This window comes from Pseudomonas brenneri (genome assembly GCF_007858285.1).
GTDB classification, from domain to species: Bacteria; Pseudomonadota; Gammaproteobacteria; order Pseudomonadales; family Pseudomonadaceae; genus Aquipseudomonas; species Aquipseudomonas brenneri.
Genome location: NZ_VFIL01000001.1, coordinates 276,964 through 294,026, shown reverse-complemented (window position 1 = coordinate 294,026; position 17,063 = coordinate 276,964). Strand labels below are relative to the sequence as shown.

The following is a 17,063-nucleotide window of genomic DNA, read 5'->3' as shown; positions in this document are numbered from 1 at the left end:
ATCACTCCTTACAGTTTCTGAAACGCCGGACTCGACCGGCCGCTGATGCAATACAGGACCACCGACAACGCCAGCAGGCCGATGATAATCATGATGTCGCGCATGGATGCTGCGATAAACAAGGTGAGCAACAGATAACCCGCGCCGGCCACGGCCAGCAATGCCGGTACCGGCCACAGGGGCATGCGGTACGGATGCTCGCGGTCGCGCAATAGCACCCGGCTCATCAGCGCGCTCAAGGCGACGATCAGGTACACCAGCATGATCAGCAACACACTGAAGGACGTCAGGTCGGCCAGGTTGGAGCTGAAACTGAGTAGCGCCGAAGGGACCGCCAGGAACAGCGTGGCCAGCCATGGCGAATCCCAGCGCGGGTGGATACGGGTGAAGAGTTTGTTGATGGTCGGTGTCCACAGTGCATCGCGACCGCTGCTGAACACTACCCGGCCGATCTGGATCACGATGGCGACAATCGCATTGAACACCGAGAGGAAGATCCCGGCACTGACCAGCCGCGACAGGGTTTCGTTGCCATGGCTGGTCAGCAGATAGCCGATGGGGTCCGGGCTGCTGATCATCTCACTGAGCGAGGGAGCGCCGATCAACAGCGCGGTGATTGGCACCAACTCGATCACCACCACCAGGCCCAGGGACCACAGCACTGCCTTGTGCACGCCCTTGCCGCCGCATTTCATGTCTTCGGCCAACAACACCGCCGGGCCATAACCATTGAACGAGAACAGGCCGATGCCGACAGCACCGATCACCAGGGCCCAGGGGGCGAGGTGCAGCACGCCGTTTTCGACGATCTGCGGCTGGAACAGCACGCTGGCGGGCTGCACCGGGTTACCGAAACCGATAAACACAATCACCAGCAAAGCCGCCACCTCCAACAGCAGGCAGGTGCCGGTAATCCATGCATTGAGCTTGATGTTGAGAATGCCCAGGGCGTAACTGCACACCACAATCACCAGGGCCACGGTTTGTGAGTCGAACTTCGTACCCAAGGCGTTATTGAGGTAAGTCGCCGCGCCGGTGGCCAGGACCGGCGGGATAAACAGCAGCATCACCAGCACCGTGAGGAAGGTCGCGTAGCCGGCCATGCCGCCAAACACGCGCTTGGCGTACACATACTCGCCACCTGCACTGTTATGGGCGCGCCCCAGTTCGGCGTAGCAAAAGGCGAACATCAGCGCCAGCAGCCCGGCCATTACAAACGCCAGGAACACACCGCTCCCGGCTTGCTGGATTGCAAACGGGGCGATAACAAACACGGAACTGGCCGGAGTCACCGCCGAAACGGTAATGGCCACCACATCGAACACACTCAAGGTAGGTTTCAGCACGCCGTCGGGCGCGGGGGTTGTGCTCATATCGTTATCCTCTTGTTTATTCTTGGTTTGAGGCAGAAACGAAAAAGTAGGGGCGATCAATTTTTTTATTGTAGGAGCGAGCTTGCTCGCGAAAGACGTCAACGCAAACGCGTGCTGACTGGGTAACCGCAGCGCGCTCAGGTTTTTCGCGAGCAAGCTCGCTCCTACAGGGAATTTAGGTGTTGCCACTGCGCCGGCCAATTCCCCTATTGGAGTACTCCCCTTGACGGGGCCGGGTAAAAACCGAACCCTTGGCCAATCTTTCAGCCATCGGAACCCTTCACATGAGCCTGTTTCGGGAAATCGGCATGCATGCGGGCCTGGGCCGTACGGTGTCGCAAATTGGCACCGAGCGCTTCTGGAAGCAACTGGTGCTGTTGCTGCACCAGAACCTGGCCTTCGATAACGCCCTGGCGATCTTCTACCCGGTGGACGGCCCACCCCAGGCGCTGGAAGAGTACGACGCGCAGCCGACCAGCAAACCGGCGTCGATGCTGGTGTATCTCAATGGTTTGTACTTGCTCGACCCGTTCTTCCAGGCCTGCCGCGAAGGGTATGCCAGCGGCGTGTATCGCCTGGAAGAAGTGGCGCCAGACCATTTCCGCCAGAGTGAATACTTCCTCAATTACTTCCACGACAACGTGCTGGAGGATGAAGTGCAATTCATCCTGCAACTGCCCGGGGTGGGCACCTTGTCGTTGTCACTGGGTATGCAGCGGGTATTTACCGCGACTGAAACCGGGCTGCTGACGCTATTGGCGGCGTGGGTGCTGCCGTTGATGCAGCAGCATTGGCAGCAAAGCACCCAGCGCGCACCGGCGGGCGAAGCCATGGCCAGCCAGATACGCGATGCGTTGAGTCATTTTGGCAGTGGCGTGCTGTCAGAGCGCGAACTGGAAATCGCCCGCCTGGTATTGCGCGGGTTTTCGTCCAAGGCCATGGCCGAACGCCTGAGTATCTCGCCGGACACGGTCAAGGTGCATCGGCGGCACCTGTACGCCAAGCTGGATATCTCGTCGCAGCCGGAGTTGTTTTCGTTGTTTATCCAGTCGTTGGGGCATGACCTGGATAACCCCTAGGGACGCCGCCGCTTGCCCAGTACAGCTCCCACACCCGTGATGTGATCAGATCACGAAGCGCGCGACCATCCCATTCAAGTCCACCGCCAGGCGCGACAGTTCATGACTGGCGGCGCTGGTCTGGTTGGCTCCGGCCGCTGACTGGGTGGCCAGGTCGCGGATGTTCACCAGGTTACGGTCCACCTCGCGGGATACCTGGGCCTGTTCTTCGGACGCACTGGCGATCACCAGGTTGCGTTCGTTGATCAGGCTGATGGACTGGGTGATCTGCTCCAGCGCCACACCAGCGGCGCGGGCCATTTCCAGAGTGCTTTGAGTGCGCTGGTTGCTCTGTTGCATGGACTGCACCGCGTCCCCGGTGCCGTTCTGGATCCCGGCGACCATTTTCTCGATCTCCTGGGTCGACTGCTGGGTGCGATGAGCCAGGGCCCGTACTTCATCGGCTACCACGGCAAACCCACGCCCGGCTTCACCCGCACGAGCGGCTTCGATCGCCGCGTTGAGGGCCAACAAGTTGGTTTGCTCGGCAATCGCCCGAATCACGTCCAGCACCTTGCCGATATCACGCCCCTGGGTGGCCAGGCCTTCGATCAGCACCGAGGTGTTCTGCACGTCCTGGGTCATGGTCTGGATCGCATCCACGGTTTCCACCACCCGGTCGCGCCCTTCCCGCGCGGCCTGGTTCGACTGGGCCGATGCCTCGGAGGTGGAGACCGCGTTGCGCGCCACCTCTTCTACGGCGGCGGTCATTTCATTGACAGCCGTGGCGGCCTGGTCGATTTCATTGTTCTGCTGCTGCAAGCCCTTGGAGGCTTCTTCGGTTACCGCACTGAGTTCTTCGGCGGCCGATGCCAGTTGCGTGGCTGAACCGGCGATGTGCTGGATGGTCTGGCGCAAGTTGCCCTGCATGGTCGCCAGGGCGCCAATCAGGCGGGCGGGCTCGTCCTTGCCGTCGTCCTCGATGACCTTGCTCAGGTCGCCACTGGAGATGGTTTGCGCGGCCGCCACGGCCTTGCGCAGCGGCGTGACAATGCTGCGCGTCAGCAGCCAGGCGAGCAATACGGTCATCAGCGCCGCGACTACCGACACCACAACTATCCCGCTGATCGCATCGTTATAGCTGCGACCGGCGTCTTCACCGGCCTGCTTGGCATCGGCGGCATTGATTGCAATCAGCTTATTGAGCTGTTCGCCCATCTGATCCGTGCCGTCCTTGATGCGACTGTTGATCAAGGCGCGCATCTCCTCGACCTTGTTCTGCTGGGACAGCGCAAGCATTTCAGCCTGGGCTTTGAGGTAGTTGTCCAGCGTGGCCGCAAAGGTCTTGTACAACGCAGCTTCTTCGGCACCCGCCGGCGTCGCGGCATATCCCGCCTGGGCTTGCCGGGCCTTGTCGACCAAGACCCCGATGCGCACCTGAGCCTCTTGCAGGGCGACCGGATCGCGATTGACCAAGACACGGAATGACAGAATGCGCAGGCGCAACACGTTCTCGGTGATGTTGGCCAGGTAACCGACACTGGGCAACTGGTTGGTGCCCATGTCCAGCGAGGCCTGGCGGATCAGCGTCATACGGTTGACGGCAAACACCCCCAGAACAATCACTAACAACGCAATAAACGCAAAACCGAGAAACGCCCGAGGTGCGATGTTCAAATTACGAAGGGACATAGGAAAGCTCTCAAAGAGGGATGACTGCGAGCGTCCTTGCCGCGACACGATCACTTAGCGTCAACGCGCTTAGATGACTGTTCGGCGCCACTGTTATAAAGGTTGTGTGGGCCTATAAGAGGTATCGGCCGGCTTGAGGCTTTTTGCATGGATCGGAGAAATATATTTTCACACTTTTGACAGCGGGCGCTTTCTGGCATCCTGCGCCTCCATTTTCTGACCCGAGCACGTATTTTGTCTGACGCTCAAGCCCCTCAGCCACGTTACAAATCGGACCTGATCTATGGTCTGGAAGACCGTCCGCACTTCACTGCGGCGATGTTTGCCGCCCTGCAGCATGTGCTCGCCAGCTTTGTCGGGATCATTACCCCGACCCTGATCGTCGGGGGTGTATTGGGCCTGGAAAGCGAAGTGCCCTACCTGGTCAGCATGGCGCTGTTCGTCTCCGGCCTGGGCACCTTTGTCCAGGCGCGGCGCTTTGGCCCGGTGGGCTCGGGCTTGCTGTGCCTGCAAGGCACCAGCTTTTCGTTCATCAGCGTGATTCTCAGTGCCGGATTCATGGTTAAGGCGCGAGGCGGCGGCACTGATGAAATACTCTCGACGATCTTCGGCATTTGTTTCTTTGCGGCGTTTATCGAAGTGGTGCTCAGTCAGTTCATCGGCAAGCTGCGCAAGCTGATTACCCCGGTGGTCACCGGCACCATCATCACCTTGATGGGCCTGTCGCTGATCAAGGTCGCCGTCACCGACATGGCCGGCGGCTACGGCGCCGCCGACTTGGGCGCGGCCAGCAATATGGGGCTGGCAGCCCTGGTATTGCTGACCATCGTGGTGCTCAACCGTTTCAATAACCCGTTCCTGCGCCTGGGCTCGATTGTCATCGGCCTGACCCTGGGTTTTATCGTGGCCTGGTGGCTGGGACGGGTCGACCTGGCGGCATTGCCTCAGGTGCCGCTGGTCAGCGTGCCGGTGCCGTTCAAGTACGGTTTCTCGTTTGACTGGGTGGCGTTTATCCCGGTGGCAGTGATCTTCCTGATTTCCCCGCTGGAAGCAGCCGGTGATCTGACAGCCAACTCGATGATTTCCCAACAACCGGTCAAAGGCCCGCTGTACATCAAACGCATCAAGTCCGGCCTGCTGGCTGATGGCCTGAACTCGGTCATGGCCGCCACCTTCAATAGCCTGCCGATGGTGACCTTCGCCCAGAACAACGGCGTGATTCAGTTGACCGGCGTGGCCAGCCGCTACGTGGCGTATTTCATCGCCGGCCTATTGGTGTTGCTCGGCCTGTTCCCGATGATTGGCGCGGTGCTGCAACTGATGCCCAAGCCGGTATTGGGTGGCGCGACCCTGATCATGTTCGGCACCGTAGCCGTGGCCGGGATCAAGATCCTCGCCGAGGCCGGACTGCATCGGCGCAATGTGCTGATCGTGGCCATTTCCCTGGGGATGGGCCTGGGCGTGGCGGCGGTACCGGAAGTGCTGCGCGAACTGCCCAAGGCCTTGCATAACATCTTCGAGTCGCCGATTACCGTTGGTGCATTCTGTGCGATCCTGCTGAACATCTTCCTGCCTGAAGAGTTCATGGAACTGGAAGAAGATGAATTTGATCCGGAAGCCTCGACCCTCAAAGTGATGCAGGACCCGGACCCGACGAAATAGGAACCCTTATGCGCAGATTGATCGGCCTGACCCTGTCCCTGATATTACTCAGCCTGAGTGCCTGCGCCCTGTTTCCCAATCGCGACCCGGTCAACATCAATGTGGTCGGGATCGAACCCCTGCAAAGCCAGGACCTGGAGGTGCGCTTTGCCGTCAAGCTGCGGGTGCAGAACCCCAACGAAACAGCGATCGACTACAACGGTGTAGCCCTGGACCTGGAGGTCAATGGCCGGCCGCTGGCCTCTGGGGTCAGCGATCAACAGGGATCTATCCCACGTTTTTCCGAGACCGTACTGATGGTGCCAGTCAGCGTTTCGGCGTTTTCGGTGTTGCGCCAGACCCTGGGCCTGAGCCAGACCCAGAGTCTGAACAACCTGCCCTATGTGCTGCGCGGCAAACTGGCCGGTGGGTTGTTTGGCACGATGCGTTTTGTTGATCGCGGCACGTTGGACTTACCCAAGTAAACAGCCTGGAGTTCACTGGCACATGGATGCGCTGGCTGCTCCTACTTCGCGGCCATCAGGCGGTTGACTTCACTGCGCACCATGTTGGCAAATTCTGGTGGCGACATGCTGTCCAGTTCCGAACGCACCCATTCGGCCCATTTGCCCTTGCGCTTGGAACGCTCGCCAAACAGCCGGGCGCCCTCGCCCTTGGCCTTGCCCAGGTTGCTTTGCCACAAGTCATACAGGCGGGACTTTTCATCTTCAAGCGCAGCGCGCTCGGCAAGGGGCTTGTTGGCCAGATTGAAGCTCATGTGGAATTACCTGCTGCACAAATAGGTGACATCTTACACTGTAGGTCGAAAGGTCCGAATTCGGATTTTTCATTGCCCCGGCAGCTGACGAAAAAAAACTGCAACTTTTGCCGTGCTTGAAGACTCCATTGTTCACTGCCCACTTACCCCGCAAGGAGCTACTCCATGGCCCGTAAAACCGCTGCCCAAGCTGTCGAAGAGCAAATCAAGGACCAGGCGTTCAGCGAACTCCAGGCCCTGATCGAAGAATCGGACAAACTGCTCAAAAGCAGCGCATCGCTGGTGGGAGAAGAAGGTGAAACCCTGCGTGAACAGGTAGCGATCAAGCTCAAGCAGGCCCTGGACTCGGTGTCCAGCGTGCGTGAGCGCAGCAAGCCGGTGGTGGATGCCACCGAAACCTACATCGGTGGCCACCCTTGGCAGACCGTGGCGATTTCAGCCGGCTTTGGCCTGGTGGTTGGCCTGCTGCTTGGCCGTCGCCACTGATCGATTCCACGGCCGGGGCGGCTCAGTCCGCCCCGACCATCAGCCCTGCGCCAACTTACGCAACCGCGCCAGCTCATCACCGTCCAGAACAATTCCTTCCACTTCTGCCTTGGCCCGCGTGCGATGACGCCGGTCGCCCGGCAAGCGTCGCAGCCCTGCCGCATGCATCTGCCGCACCAGTTCCTGGCTGCGCTCGGCAAAGTCTTGCCCGGCGGCTTTGCTGGGGTCGATCACGATCAGCAACTGGCCTGTCCAGGGGGTCTTGGCGCCGGGATGGTTTGACCAGTCGAATTCGAACGAGAAGTTGCCCCCGGTCAGCGCGGCTGCCAGCAACTCCACCATCATCGACAAGGCCGAGCCCTTGTGCCCGCCAAATGGCAACAACGCCCCGCCTTCGAGGATCGCCTTCGGGTCCTGGGTCGGCTGGCCCAGGCTGTCGACGCCAGTGCCCGGCGGAACACGTTCACCCTTGCGGGCGGCAATCTGGACATCGCCATGGGCGATTGCGCTGGTGGCCAGATCAAACACAATCGGTGGCCCGTCAGCACGTGGCGCCGCGAACGCGATGGGATTGGTGCCGAACAAGGGCCGATCGGCGCCATGAGGGACCACGCAAGTCATGCTATTGACCACGCTCAGGGCGACCAAACCCTCTTCGGCAAACGGCTCGACATCCGGCCACAAGGCAGCAAAGTGGTGAGAGTTACGAATCGCCAGTACGGCAATCCCAGCACTGCGGGCTTTTGCCACCAATAACGGGCGGGCCGCCGCCAGCGCCGGCTGGGCAAATCCATTGGCGGCATCCACACGCACGAACCCCGAGGCCACATCCTCGACCACCGGCACCGCCTGGCCATTGACCCAGCCGCTGTCCAGAGTCGAGACATAGCCGGGTATGCGAAACACCCCGTGGCTGTGCGCACCGTCCTGTTCAGCGCGGGCGCAGTTGTCAGCCAGTACGCTGGCAACATCCGGCGAAGCGCCGTGACGGATGAAAATGGCCTTGAGCAGCGTCACAAGTTGCGTGAAGACAATTGAAGTGTTCGCAGCGGTAATGGGCGTGGCTGACATCTGAAGCTCCAGAATTGTTATTGGAGGGGGCAACAGCCTGCTGGATTCGGCCCATTGATTAACAACGCGCGACAAGTGAGCTGTCAACCACCGACGCGGCTTCGATGTTATTTATTTAATGCCCACCTGATGCCGTCGACTCCAGTTGGAGTGATTTTGGTGCAGCCCCAGAAACCGAGTACATCAAGGGTCAGATACTTGCGCCGCGGGGATGAATTTGAGTAATGCGAGAGGGATGTTCAGGACCAACCTGGCCAGGCGAGTCGGCACTATCCTGGATAATGCCGACTCCGTGGCGTTGCCTATCACTAACCTGAGGCGTCAGTTGAGCCCGATGCCCATCAGTCACAGGGAATCTAATCGGGATCAGTCCTTCTGGTCGCGCAACACATTGCCCGAGGCGCCGTCGATGCGGATTTCATAAACGCTACCATCAGCCTTGCGACCTTTGACTTCCCAATAACCATTGTCGTCAGCTTCGGCCTGGTAGACCTCAATGTAACCAGCCTTGGTCTTGGCAGTTTCGATGGCTTTCTCGATGGTGATCCAGCCGGCCCCAGGTTTGTCGGCCAAGGCGGCGCCAGCGCCGAACAAGGTGGCAGTGGCAAGCATGGCAGTGAGGGTATTCTTCAGCATTTTCTTACTCCGTTAGAGAGAATGACTTACAGATCCAGATTTTTAGGGTGTTTACAGCCCGAATTAGTTCCACATTGATGCTCATTCGCCATGATGGCTGTTCTCGGCACCACGCCGGGAAGGTTAGAATGTAGGAAATCAGGAAGCACCAATGACCGAACAGCCCCTTTCAGAAGCCGAATATGATGCAGTCACCGATGCCGCCGCGCATTGGTGTATGCGTCTGCACGCTTTTGATTGCACCGTGGCAGAACGGCAGGCTTTCGAACAGTGGCACGATGCGCACCCTCTGCATGCCTTCGAATATGCCGCCATGCTGGAAATCTGGGATGTTGCCGACCACTTGCCGCGCACCAGCGAAGCACCACCGCCGGTTGTGCGGGTCACACCACCCAGCCGCTGGCGCACCTATGCAGTCGCCGCCGCCATTTCCCTGGTGGCGTTGCCACTGGCCGCCTTCACCAGTTGGGAGGCCGGTTGGCTGCCCAGCTCTTATGAGCATTACGAAGCCACCAGTGGCCTGCGCCACGTGACGCTGACTGATGGCAGTGAAGTTGAGCTGAACCTGGGCACCGAGCTGGTCTACAGCAACTACAAGGATGAGCGCCGGGCCACGCTGAAAAAAGGTGAAGCGTTCTTCAAAGTCAGCCATGACCTCGCACACCCGTTTGTGGTGCGCGCCGGCACGGGGCAAATCCGGGTGACGGGCACCCAGTTCAACGTCTGGAAGTATGACGATCAAGTACGGGTGATGTTGCTGGAAGGCTCGGTAAAAATCACCAGCGACGCCAGCCACAGCGGCCTGAGCCTGACGCCCGGAATGCAGGCCAGTTACAACCTGGGGGACGCGCAACCGCAATTACAGGCCTTCTCCCCCCATGACCCGGCGCTGGCCTGGCGCACCGGCAAGTTGATTCTCGACAATCTGCCACTGGTGGATGCCTTGCCACTGATCAACCGTTACTTGAGCAAACCGGTGATGCTGGCCGATACGGGCACCGGGAATATTCGCATTGGCGGGATCTACGATATCCATGAAGTCACCCATCTGGTGTCCTCCCTGCCCAAAGTGCTGCCGGTCTACCTGACTCAGAACCAGGACGGCAACACCGTACTCAATTCAATCCCGCGCAAAACTCCCAAGACCTGATCAAGAGCCGTGACTACCGCGTACTGCGGTGGCACGGCTATCGCTCGCAACGCCTTGTCCACTTTTGAAACACCCCTCACCGCGTAACAGCCCGGTGGCTGCGGGTTCATCGTTTCGTCATCACAAGTGTTTCAGCCCTGAAACACCCCGGGCCCAAGCCTGGCGCAGCTCATTGGCCGCCATCCTGTTTCATGCCTGATACACCCTGCCCCCAGCCACCTCGCACATAATCCCAAGCTGTTGAATAACCAGCCAATATAAAAAGCGGCACAGCTTCTGCTCTCTTCCTTGCAACGCTGTTTAGGGTCAGCGTTAAAAAACAAGGAATGCTGCCGTGGCGACTCTCAATCCAGGCTCACTGAGCCTACTGCTGATCAGCTGTGTACTCAGCGCCAGTGTGAGCGTGAGCGCTTCGGCGGGAGACGGCATCATCGTGACCGGGCGCAATGTTCAAGGTTTCCACGTTGGTCGCCCAGCCTTTGGTCCCGACCCTTATCCAACCACAGTGAATGCCAACCCAAGCAGTCAGATTCAGCGTGCTACCGGCGAACTCAGCGATAGCGATTTTGCAGGCCTGAGTAGCGGTTCCGGCATTACCCGCACGATCCTGCCAAACGGCGAACTCCCCGGCCTGAGCAACACTCTGGGCACCAATTCGGCTGGCTTGGGCACTGGCGCAGCTGCGAGTCATGGCGGCGGGAACAGCCTGGGTGGCCAGATCAGCGGCACGATTGAACGTGGCCTGGCCCCCTTGAACAACATCGGCAGCATGATGGGGGCTCAGTAATGAATCGCTCATGGCTGATCCCTGCACTGTTCAGTTGCTCTTGCGCAATGGCCGGCGACGGTCACGAAGCGCTCATCGACAACTCCGGCAAACAATACACCGGCGTTATTTCGGTCAACCAGGCCGCCGGCAATCAGCAACAACAGATCAACAGCCGGAGCATCACAGTCGGCGGTCAAGCCAGCACTGTGCTCATACAGAAGCTCGACGGCAAGGCCGACCCTTCCCTCAACGCCAACACGGCGATCCAGGGAACCTCTTTCAGCAATGGCAACGGTGTACTGGGCGTCAACCAGTCGGCCGGGGCCAATAACCAGATGATCAATGCGGTGCGGATCAGTATCAATCCTGGCCCGCAAAGCATCGATGACAGCGTCTTGTCGCAACAGAACACGACGCTGTTACCAGACTCAAGGTCCTCCTCTACCACTGGCAGCCGCCAGGTCGTTACCAGCGACCAGGCCTTCACCGGCAGCCGTGGAGTGGTACAGGTGAATCAGAGTGCAGGGGTGGGGAACCGAATGGCTAACACCCTCGGTATCACTATCAAGTAACGACTTGATAGGTGTTTGTTAGACCGTACCAACACTTAACCAACTAATTAGAAGCAAGGAGATACACCATGAAACCTACAATGGCTCTCAAACCACTGGTTTTTGCTCTGGCTGCGCTCATGGCTGTTGCTGTACAAGCTGACGCTAACAAGTGGTACCCAACCCCCGCACCCACCGGCACCGTAGCCGCCGTCGTCACGGACACCCAAATCAGCAAAGACAACAAGTTCGATGACACCAAAACCACCAACAATGCCTCGGCCAACCACTCGTTGAACCGCAGCAACGGCAACCTGGGTGGCAACGTCGCCGCTGGCTCCGGCAACCAGCAAGATAACGCCGCAGCAATCACCAGCAGCGCTGACGATTCAAACCTGGTTTTCGCCCTGGTCGATGTCGATCAGCAAAGCAAAAAGAACGACTTCGAAAGCAAGGGCGTGCAAAACAATGCCTCGCTGAACAACTCGGCCAACAACAGTTCCGGCAACGTGGGTGTCAACGTCGCCGCCGGTCAAGGCAACCAGCAGAAAAACAACCTGGCGATTGTAGTTGCAGACGGCAACAACGTCGCCGCAGCCTCGAACACCGTGCAAACCTCGGTGGATAACGAGTTCCTCAATACTGCCTCTACCGGTAATGGCAACAACGGCAACAGCTTCGGTAATGGCAATGGCAATGGCAACGGCAACGGCAACGGCAACGGCAATGGCAACGGCAACGGCAACGGCAACGGCAATGGCAACGGCAACGGCAACGGCAACGGCAACGGCAATGGCCAAGCCTCTTATGTCGTCAACAACGCCAGCCTGAACCACTCGGCCAACAACGCCTCTGGCAACATCGGCGTCAACGTGGCTGCAGGCATCGGCAACCAGCAGAGCAACACTCTCTCCCTCGGCAGCGGCTGCACCGTCTGCGCAGCGGGTAGCGGCGTACGCTTCTGATGCAATCGGGCCTTGGCAACAAGGCCCTTTTTTATTTCCGTGTCCAACAGGTCATCCGATCATGCGCCTCGCGACCCTCACCCTTCTATTACTGCTTGCTGGCCCTTCCTGGGCAGGGCAAATGGCTATTTCCGCCATGCCCGGCGGTGCAGTGATTTTCAAGAAGGTCGAGAGCATCCGCGAACGCCGGTTCGCTAACCTGGTGGAACAAAAAACCGATTTCAGCTGTGGTGCGGCAGCACTGGCCACCATCCTGCGCCAAGCCTATTGGATGGACGTTGATGAAGAACACGTCATCAAGGGCATGCTGGTCAACGCTGACCAGGACCTGGTACGTACCCAGGGTTTCTCCATGCTCGACATGAAACGCTACCTCGAAAGCATCGGCATGCGTGCCAGGGGCTACAAAATCGGCCCGGACACCCTGCTGACCGTGAAAATCCCTGTGGTGGTGTTAGTGGAGATCCGTGGCTATAAGCACTTCGTCGTGATGCAGCGTGCCGAAAAAGACTGGGTCTATATCGGTGACCCTGTCCTGGGCAATAAACGCTATGCACGGGACGACTTTGTCAAAGGCTGGAACGGTGTGGTGTTTGCCGTGTTGGGTGAGGGCTATGACAAGACCAACGCCCTGCTCGATCCTCCCACACCATTGACCGCCAAGACCAAAATGAACGAGTTCCGGCCCGTGGGCGATGCAGAGCTGATGGACTTCGGTTTTATCCAGAGCGATTTCTTCTAGAAGCGCGATAAGGAGCAGGAAGCTCCAGGAGCAAAACATGAACACTTATCGTTGGCTTACGGTCCTGTGCCTGGCAGCCTCGATGCCTGCCTATGCTTCCTCAGCGTTCAAGCCCATCGAAATGAAAGACTCGGAACTGGCTGAACTGCGCGGCCGTTTCGTGATGCCAGGGCGAATTGTCAGCTTCGGTATTGTCATGAGCACCACCTGGACCAACGCCGCTGGCGACACCAGTACGGTGAACGCCAATATGCACATCGACTCCGCCACCATCACCCCGCAATTCTATGTGCAGTCCACCGGCTCAGTCGGCAGCGGTACCAATCGCGACCCTGGCACCGGCACTGTCGTGGGTGGCGCCGGCCTGGGCAGTGGCCAGGGCGTGACCCAAACCGTACGCGCCGCCGGCGATGGCAATACGGCCTATAACAACGTCGGGATCAATGTCAGTGAAAACGGCCTGTCACCGGCCAACGTGGCGCAGTCGGGGCATGCGTTGATGGCGGGCGGCTCCTTCACGACCGACAGTGCGGCCGGTCGAGTCAGTGTTTCGGCCAACAATGGCGGCGTGCAGATGGCCATCCAAGCCAATAACAATCAGGGGAGCGCCCTGCAGCAGATCGGTGGCGGCAATGTACTGCAAGGCACGGTTTTGCAAGGCAACAGTAACTTCGTCAACAACATGACGCAGCTCAATGTGGTGCTAGGCAACAATGGTCTGAACGCGGGCGCATTGAACTGCAACCTGGATCAACTCAAAGGCCTACGCACGCTCGGTTATTGAACTACGCTGACCCTCGACACTTCCGCATTAGAAAAGGACGGCTTATTTCATGCATCGATCGTTATCACTACGTGCCGTTGTCTGTTTAAGTACGCTCTTGCCAACGAGTATGTTGTACGCAGCACCAGACGCGGACATAGAAACCCTCAAACAAGAACTTCTGGAGCTCAAGCAGCGCTACGAAGTCCAGCAAAAAGCCCTGGCAGTCCTGGAACAACGGGTGCGCCAGGTGGAAGACCAGCCAGCAACCCCGGCGCCCAAACGCCTGGCCAAATCGCCAGCCGACTTCAAGCAAAGTGGCAGCACCGTGGCCGCCAGCGGCGGTACGGGTGGAGCCACAGGCGGCAGCTCCTACGGGCAATCGCTCAAGGATGATTCGGCGCCAGCGCAAAGTGTCAGCAACTTGTATAACGAAGCCAGCGGTTTCTTCGGTAACGGCAAATTCAGTTTTGAAACCGGCATTACCTACGCACGCTATGACGCCCGCCAATTGACCCTCAATGGTTTTCTCGCGCTGGACTCGATTTTCCTGGGCAATATCAACCTGGACCGTATCAAGGCAGATAACTGGACCTTGGACCTGACGGGCCGCTACAACCTTGATAACCGCTGGCAGTTCGACGTTAACGTTCCGGTGGTCTACCGCGAGTCGACCTACCAGTCTGGTGGGGCCAGTGGTGGTGACCCGCAAGCGACCTCAGAAGAGTCGGTGAGCCGTGATCCAACCATCGGCGACGTCAACTTCGGGATTGCCTACAAATTCCTCGACGAATCACCGACGATGCCCGATGCCGTGGTCTCAGTGCGCGTCAAGGCCCCCACCGGCAAGGAACCCTTCGGGATCAAGCTGGTGCGCTCAACGGCCAACGACAACCTGTTTGTACCGGAGAACCTGCCAACCGGTAACGGTGTCTGGTCGATAACCCCTGGGATATCCCTGGTCAAGACCTTCGATCCGGCAGTGCTGTTCGGCAGCCTTTCCTACACTCATAACTTCGAAGATTCGTTTGACGATATCAGCAGTGACGTCAACCAGAAGGTCGGTGGCAAGGTGCGCCTGGGCGACAGTTTCCAATTTGGCGTAGGCGTGGCGTTTGCCTTGAACGAGCGCATGAGTATGTCGTTCTCGGTATCTGACCTGATTCAGCGCAAGAGCAAGCTCAAGCCTGATGGCGGTGACTGGCAGTCGATTGTCTCCAGCGACGCCAACGCCGGCTACTTCAACGTCGGCATGACCATTGCCGCCAGTGAGAACCTGACCATCGTGCCCAACCTGGCTATCGGCATGACCGATGACGCGCCTGATTTCACCTTCAGCCTGAAATTCCCGTACTACTTCTAAACGCCATACCCCCTACAGGGGATGGTGGGTTTAGGGAAAGGAAAAGCCCCGCCGCGATAAGGGTCGCGACGGGGCTTTTTTACCCGCCCTAGCGGATCTGGTGTTTGTGCAGCAACCGGTAGAACGTGGGCCGGGAAACTCCCAGCACTCGGGCAGCGACACTCAGGTTGTCGCTGTGCCGGTTCAGCACATCGCACAACGCCTGACGTTCGGCGCGGTGCTTGTAATCTTCCAGTGTAGCCATCGGCAATATGATTGCCTGGTGGCTTTGCAACCCCAGGTCGATCGCTTCGATTTGTCGCCCTTCGGCCAGTACCAACCCGCGCCGTACCCGGTTGGCCAACTCACGCACATTACCCGGCCATCCATGCTTGCCCATGGCGACCAGGGCATCCTCGCTGAAGCTACGCGGGCGACGTCCGGTTTCCTGGCTGTAGAAACGGGAGAAATGGTTGGCCAACATGCCCACATCGCCATGCCGTTCACGCAGGGGGGCGGTGGTCACTTGCAAGACATTCAGGCGGTAGTACAAGTCTTCGCGAAATGTGCCCTTCTCGATCGCCGCCTCCAGATCGATATGGGTCGCCGCCAGTACCCGCACATCCACCGGGATCGGCTGGCTGCCACCGACACGTTCTATGTGTTTTTCCTGGAGAAAACGCAGCAGGTTGGCTTGCAATTCCATCGGCAGATCGCCGATTTCATCGAGGAACAAGGTGCCGCCGTTGGCCGCTTCGATACGCCCGATCTTGCGCTGATGAGCGCCGGTGAACGCGCCCTTTTCATGACCGAACAGTTCGGACTGGATCAAATGTTCTGGAATCGCCCCGCAATTGATCGCCACAAACGGCTTGGCGTGGCGCTGGGATTGCCGGTGCAGGGTCTTTGCCACCAACTCCTTGCCGGTGCCACTGTCGCCACGGATCAGAATCGGCGATTCGGTGGGCGCCAGTTTAGCCAGCAACTTGCGCAACTCGCGGATCGGCCGGCTGTCGCCCAGCAGCTCATGTTCTGGCTCATCCACGTGGGCAATGCCTTTACCACGCAAGCGCGCCATGCCAAACGCACGACCGAGGGTGACCTGGACCCGCGACACATCAAATGGCAAGGTGTGAAAGTCGAAAAACCATTCACAGACAAAGTCGCCGACCTTCTGCAGACGCAGCACTTCGGGGCTGAGCACGGCAATCCATTCAGTACCGCTGCGGCTGATCAGCTCTTTAACCGCTTCGGGCCGCTGCAAGTGAGCGGGCTGCAGCCGTAACAATCCCACATCACAGGTACGATCCCCGAGGGCGTCCAAGGCACAGCTGTCGACATCCCACCCGGCCGCCCGCAAACCAGGTAATAACTGGTGGCAGTCATCACAGGGATCGACCACAAGTAAACGACGCAGTGGGGGTGTAACAATCATGACTATTCCTTGGCGTCAAAATCATTAAAGTTATTTAGAAACAACAGTTTGAGGCGACTGTTGATAACCCTAGCAAGATCTTGACACCCCCTTGTATCGTTTTGCGATAACACCCCCCTGAATACAGCATTTGGCGATCAGGCACCTTTGCACGACGCTACTTCAATCTTTCATTCAGCTTTCAAATGGGCCTCTTACATGACGTTAATCACGAAAAGTTGAATTTTCTTGTTTTAAGATGTGACCCGTACCCCGTCATCGTGCATCAGTACAGGTACTAGCCGAACGGTAAGCCCAACCGACGGCACATCATTTGATTGGGCACTTAGAGAGAAGACCCCATGAACGCCCCGCTCCGTATCAACGAAGCTCTTTTGATCGCAGACCGTGCTTTCCAGCCCTTTCACTGCGTGGCCTGGGCCCCACAAGACGGGACTGGCGAATTGAGCCTGACCGTTATCGACCGCACCGAAAACCGCATCGGGCGCAAGCAGATTCCTTGCAGCACTTATTCCGATCCCAAGCAATTGGAAACCCTGCTGCTGCAAGCCCGCGCCGAACTCAATGGCGAAGGTTATCAACTACAGTCCTGGGCAATGCCTAAGTAAGCT

The 17,063-nt window shown here is 58.6% G+C and carries 18 protein-coding genes; 12 read left to right on the top strand and 6 right to left on the bottom strand.

Going from position 1 to position 17,063, the window contains the following annotated elements; genetic code table 11:
• Positions 1-8: 8 nt before the first annotated feature.
• Positions 9-1,373: an APC family permease gene (locus FJD34_RS01390; protein WP_032861149.1), complete on the bottom strand. Its 1,365-nt coding sequence runs from the start codon at positions 1,371-1,373 to the stop codon at positions 9-11.
• Positions 1,374-1,657: 284 nt separating this feature from the next.
• On the opposite strand from FJD34_RS01390, the gene FJD34_RS01385 reads away from it, so the two are divergent.
• Positions 1,658-2,452: a helix-turn-helix transcriptional regulator gene (locus tag FJD34_RS01385; RefSeq protein WP_032861150.1), complete on the top strand. Its 795-nt coding sequence runs from the start codon at positions 1,658-1,660 to the stop codon at positions 2,450-2,452.
• 45 nt (positions 2,453-2,497) lie between these two features.
• Here FJD34_RS01385 and FJD34_RS01380 read toward each other — a convergent pair whose 3' ends face one another.
• A complete protein-coding gene (locus FJD34_RS01380; protein WP_032861151.1) occupies positions 2,498-4,123 on the bottom strand; it encodes a methyl-accepting chemotaxis protein in 1,626 nt (541 codons plus the stop codon).
• Between the two features lie 234 nt (positions 4,124-4,357).
• Here FJD34_RS01380 and FJD34_RS01375 point away from each other — a divergent pair, with 234 nt between their 5' ends.
• Together FJD34_RS01375 and FJD34_RS01370 are read left to right on the top strand one after the other, a co-directional pair.
• Complete coding sequence (locus FJD34_RS01375; RefSeq protein WP_032861152.1) at positions 4,358-5,785, top strand: nucleobase:cation symporter-2 family protein; 1,428 nt, start codon at positions 4,358-4,360, stop codon at positions 5,783-5,785.
• Between the two features lie 8 nt (positions 5,786-5,793).
• The gene (locus FJD34_RS01370; protein WP_032861153.1) at positions 5,794-6,249 is read left to right on the top strand and encodes an LEA/WHy family protein; all 456 of its coding nucleotides are present in this window, start codon (positions 5,794-5,796) and stop codon (positions 6,247-6,249) included.
• 41 nt (positions 6,250-6,290) lie between these two features.
• Here the strand turns inward: FJD34_RS01370 and FJD34_RS01365 are convergent, their stop codons facing one another.
• Positions 6,291-6,542 (bottom strand): hypothetical protein, encoded by a 252-nt coding sequence (locus FJD34_RS01365; RefSeq protein ID WP_032861154.1) that lies wholly within the window; start codon positions 6,540-6,542, stop codon positions 6,291-6,293.
• 165 nt (positions 6,543-6,707) lie between these two features.
• On the opposite strand from FJD34_RS01365, the gene FJD34_RS01360 reads away from it, so the two are divergent.
• Positions 6,708-7,028, top strand: coding sequence for an ElaB/YgaM/YqjD family protein (locus FJD34_RS01360; RefSeq protein ID WP_032861155.1), 321 nt, complete (start codon positions 6,708-6,710; stop codon positions 7,026-7,028).
• Between the two features lie 39 nt (positions 7,029-7,067).
• Here the strand turns inward: FJD34_RS01360 and FJD34_RS01355 are convergent, their stop codons facing one another.
• Together FJD34_RS01355 and FJD34_RS01350 are read right to left on the bottom strand one after the other, a co-directional pair.
• Positions 7,068-8,099, bottom strand: a complete 1,032-nt coding sequence (locus tag FJD34_RS01355; protein ID WP_032861156.1) for an Ldh family oxidoreductase — start codon at positions 8,097-8,099, stop codon at positions 7,068-7,070.
• A 366-nt stretch (positions 8,100-8,465) separates the two neighbouring features.
• Entirely contained in the window at positions 8,466-8,735 is a 270-nt protein-coding gene (locus FJD34_RS01350; RefSeq protein ID WP_032861157.1) for a PepSY domain-containing protein, read from the bottom strand.
• A gap of 151 nt (positions 8,736-8,886) precedes the next feature.
• On the opposite strand from FJD34_RS01350, the gene FJD34_RS01345 reads away from it, so the two are divergent.
• From FJD34_RS01345 to FJD34_RS01315, 7 genes are all read left to right on the top strand, one after another.
• On the top strand, positions 8,887-9,885 hold the full coding sequence (locus FJD34_RS01345) for a FecR family protein (RefSeq protein ID WP_090291164.1): 999 nt from the start codon (positions 8,887-8,889) through the stop codon (positions 9,883-9,885).
• Between the two features lie 334 nt (positions 9,886-10,219).
• Positions 10,220-10,672 (top strand): hypothetical protein, encoded by a 453-nt coding sequence (locus FJD34_RS01340; protein ID WP_090291165.1) that lies wholly within the window; start codon positions 10,220-10,222, stop codon positions 10,670-10,672.
• A complete protein-coding gene (locus tag FJD34_RS01335; RefSeq protein WP_032861161.1) occupies positions 10,672-11,226 on the top strand; it encodes a hypothetical protein in 555 nt (184 codons plus the stop codon). The genes FJD34_RS01340 and FJD34_RS01335 overlap by 1 nt, the downstream gene beginning before the upstream one ends.
• 68 nt (positions 11,227-11,294) lie before the next feature.
• Positions 11,295-12,170: a hypothetical protein gene (locus tag FJD34_RS28010; RefSeq protein WP_157695982.1), complete on the top strand. Its 876-nt coding sequence runs from the start codon at positions 11,295-11,297 to the stop codon at positions 12,168-12,170.
• A 61-nt stretch (positions 12,171-12,231) separates the two neighbouring features.
• Complete coding sequence (locus FJD34_RS01325) at positions 12,232-12,912, top strand: C39 family peptidase (RefSeq protein ID WP_032861163.1); 681 nt, start codon at positions 12,232-12,234, stop codon at positions 12,910-12,912.
• A 37-nt stretch (positions 12,913-12,949) separates the two neighbouring features.
• Positions 12,950-13,696 (top strand): hypothetical protein, encoded by a 747-nt coding sequence (locus FJD34_RS01320; RefSeq protein WP_032861164.1) that lies wholly within the window; start codon positions 12,950-12,952, stop codon positions 13,694-13,696.
• 49 nt (positions 13,697-13,745) lie between these two features.
• Positions 13,746-15,038, top strand: a complete 1,293-nt coding sequence (locus FJD34_RS01315; RefSeq protein WP_090291167.1) for a hypothetical protein — start codon at positions 13,746-13,748, stop codon at positions 15,036-15,038.
• A gap of 88 nt (positions 15,039-15,126) precedes the next feature.
• Here the strand turns inward: FJD34_RS01315 and FJD34_RS01310 are convergent, their stop codons facing one another.
• On the bottom strand, positions 15,127-16,452 hold the full coding sequence (locus FJD34_RS01310; RefSeq protein ID WP_032861166.1) for a sigma-54 dependent transcriptional regulator: 1,326 nt from the start codon (positions 16,450-16,452) through the stop codon (positions 15,127-15,129).
• 341 nt (positions 16,453-16,793) lie between these two features.
• On the opposite strand from FJD34_RS01310, the gene FJD34_RS01305 reads away from it, so the two are divergent.
• Positions 16,794-17,060, top strand: coding sequence for a hypothetical protein (locus FJD34_RS01305; protein ID WP_032861167.1), 267 nt, complete (start codon positions 16,794-16,796; stop codon positions 17,058-17,060).
• Positions 17,061-17,063: the final 3 nt, after the last annotated feature.

What these genes read in the sequence shown, in the direction of transcription:
- FJD34_RS01310 (WP_032861166.1), bottom strand. Translation starts at nt 16,452, where the DNA reads ATGATTGTTACACCCCCACTGCGTCGTTTACTTGTGGTCGATCCCTGT.
- FJD34_RS01315 (WP_090291167.1), top strand. Translation starts at nt 13,746, where the DNA reads ATGCATCGATCGTTATCACTACGTGCCGTTGTCTGTTTAAGTACGCTC.
- FJD34_RS01385 (WP_032861150.1), top strand. Translation starts at nt 1,658, where the DNA reads ATGAGCCTGTTTCGGGAAATCGGCATGCATGCGGGCCTGGGCCGTACG.
- FJD34_RS01370 (WP_032861153.1), top strand. Translation starts at nt 5,794, where the DNA reads ATGCGCAGATTGATCGGCCTGACCCTGTCCCTGATATTACTCAGCCTG.
- FJD34_RS01305 (WP_032861167.1), top strand. Translation starts at nt 16,794, where the DNA reads ATGAACGCCCCGCTCCGTATCAACGAAGCTCTTTTGATCGCAGACCGT.
- FJD34_RS01335 (WP_032861161.1), top strand. Translation starts at nt 10,672, where the DNA reads ATGAATCGCTCATGGCTGATCCCTGCACTGTTCAGTTGCTCTTGCGCA.
- FJD34_RS01360 (WP_032861155.1), top strand. Translation starts at nt 6,708, where the DNA reads ATGGCCCGTAAAACCGCTGCCCAAGCTGTCGAAGAGCAAATCAAGGAC.
- FJD34_RS01365 (WP_032861154.1), bottom strand. Translation starts at nt 6,542, where the DNA reads ATGAGCTTCAATCTGGCCAACAAGCCCCTTGCCGAGCGCGCTGCGCTT.
- FJD34_RS01350 (WP_032861157.1), bottom strand. Translation starts at nt 8,735, where the DNA reads ATGCTGAAGAATACCCTCACTGCCATGCTTGCCACTGCCACCTTGTTC.
- FJD34_RS01345 (WP_090291164.1), top strand. Translation starts at nt 8,887, where the DNA reads ATGACCGAACAGCCCCTTTCAGAAGCCGAATATGATGCAGTCACCGAT.
- FJD34_RS01320 (WP_032861164.1), top strand. Translation starts at nt 12,950, where the DNA reads ATGAACACTTATCGTTGGCTTACGGTCCTGTGCCTGGCAGCCTCGATG.
- FJD34_RS01380 (WP_032861151.1), bottom strand. Translation starts at nt 4,123, where the DNA reads ATGTCCCTTCGTAATTTGAACATCGCACCTCGGGCGTTTCTCGGTTTT.
- FJD34_RS28010 (WP_157695982.1), top strand. Translation starts at nt 11,295, where the DNA reads ATGAAACCTACAATGGCTCTCAAACCACTGGTTTTTGCTCTGGCTGCG.
- FJD34_RS01390 (WP_032861149.1), bottom strand. Translation starts at nt 1,373, where the DNA reads ATGAGCACAACCCCCGCGCCCGACGGCGTGCTGAAACCTACCTTGAGT.
- FJD34_RS01355 (WP_032861156.1), bottom strand. Translation starts at nt 8,099, where the DNA reads ATGTCAGCCACGCCCATTACCGCTGCGAACACTTCAATTGTCTTCACG.
- FJD34_RS01325 (WP_032861163.1), top strand. Translation starts at nt 12,232, where the DNA reads ATGCGCCTCGCGACCCTCACCCTTCTATTACTGCTTGCTGGCCCTTCC.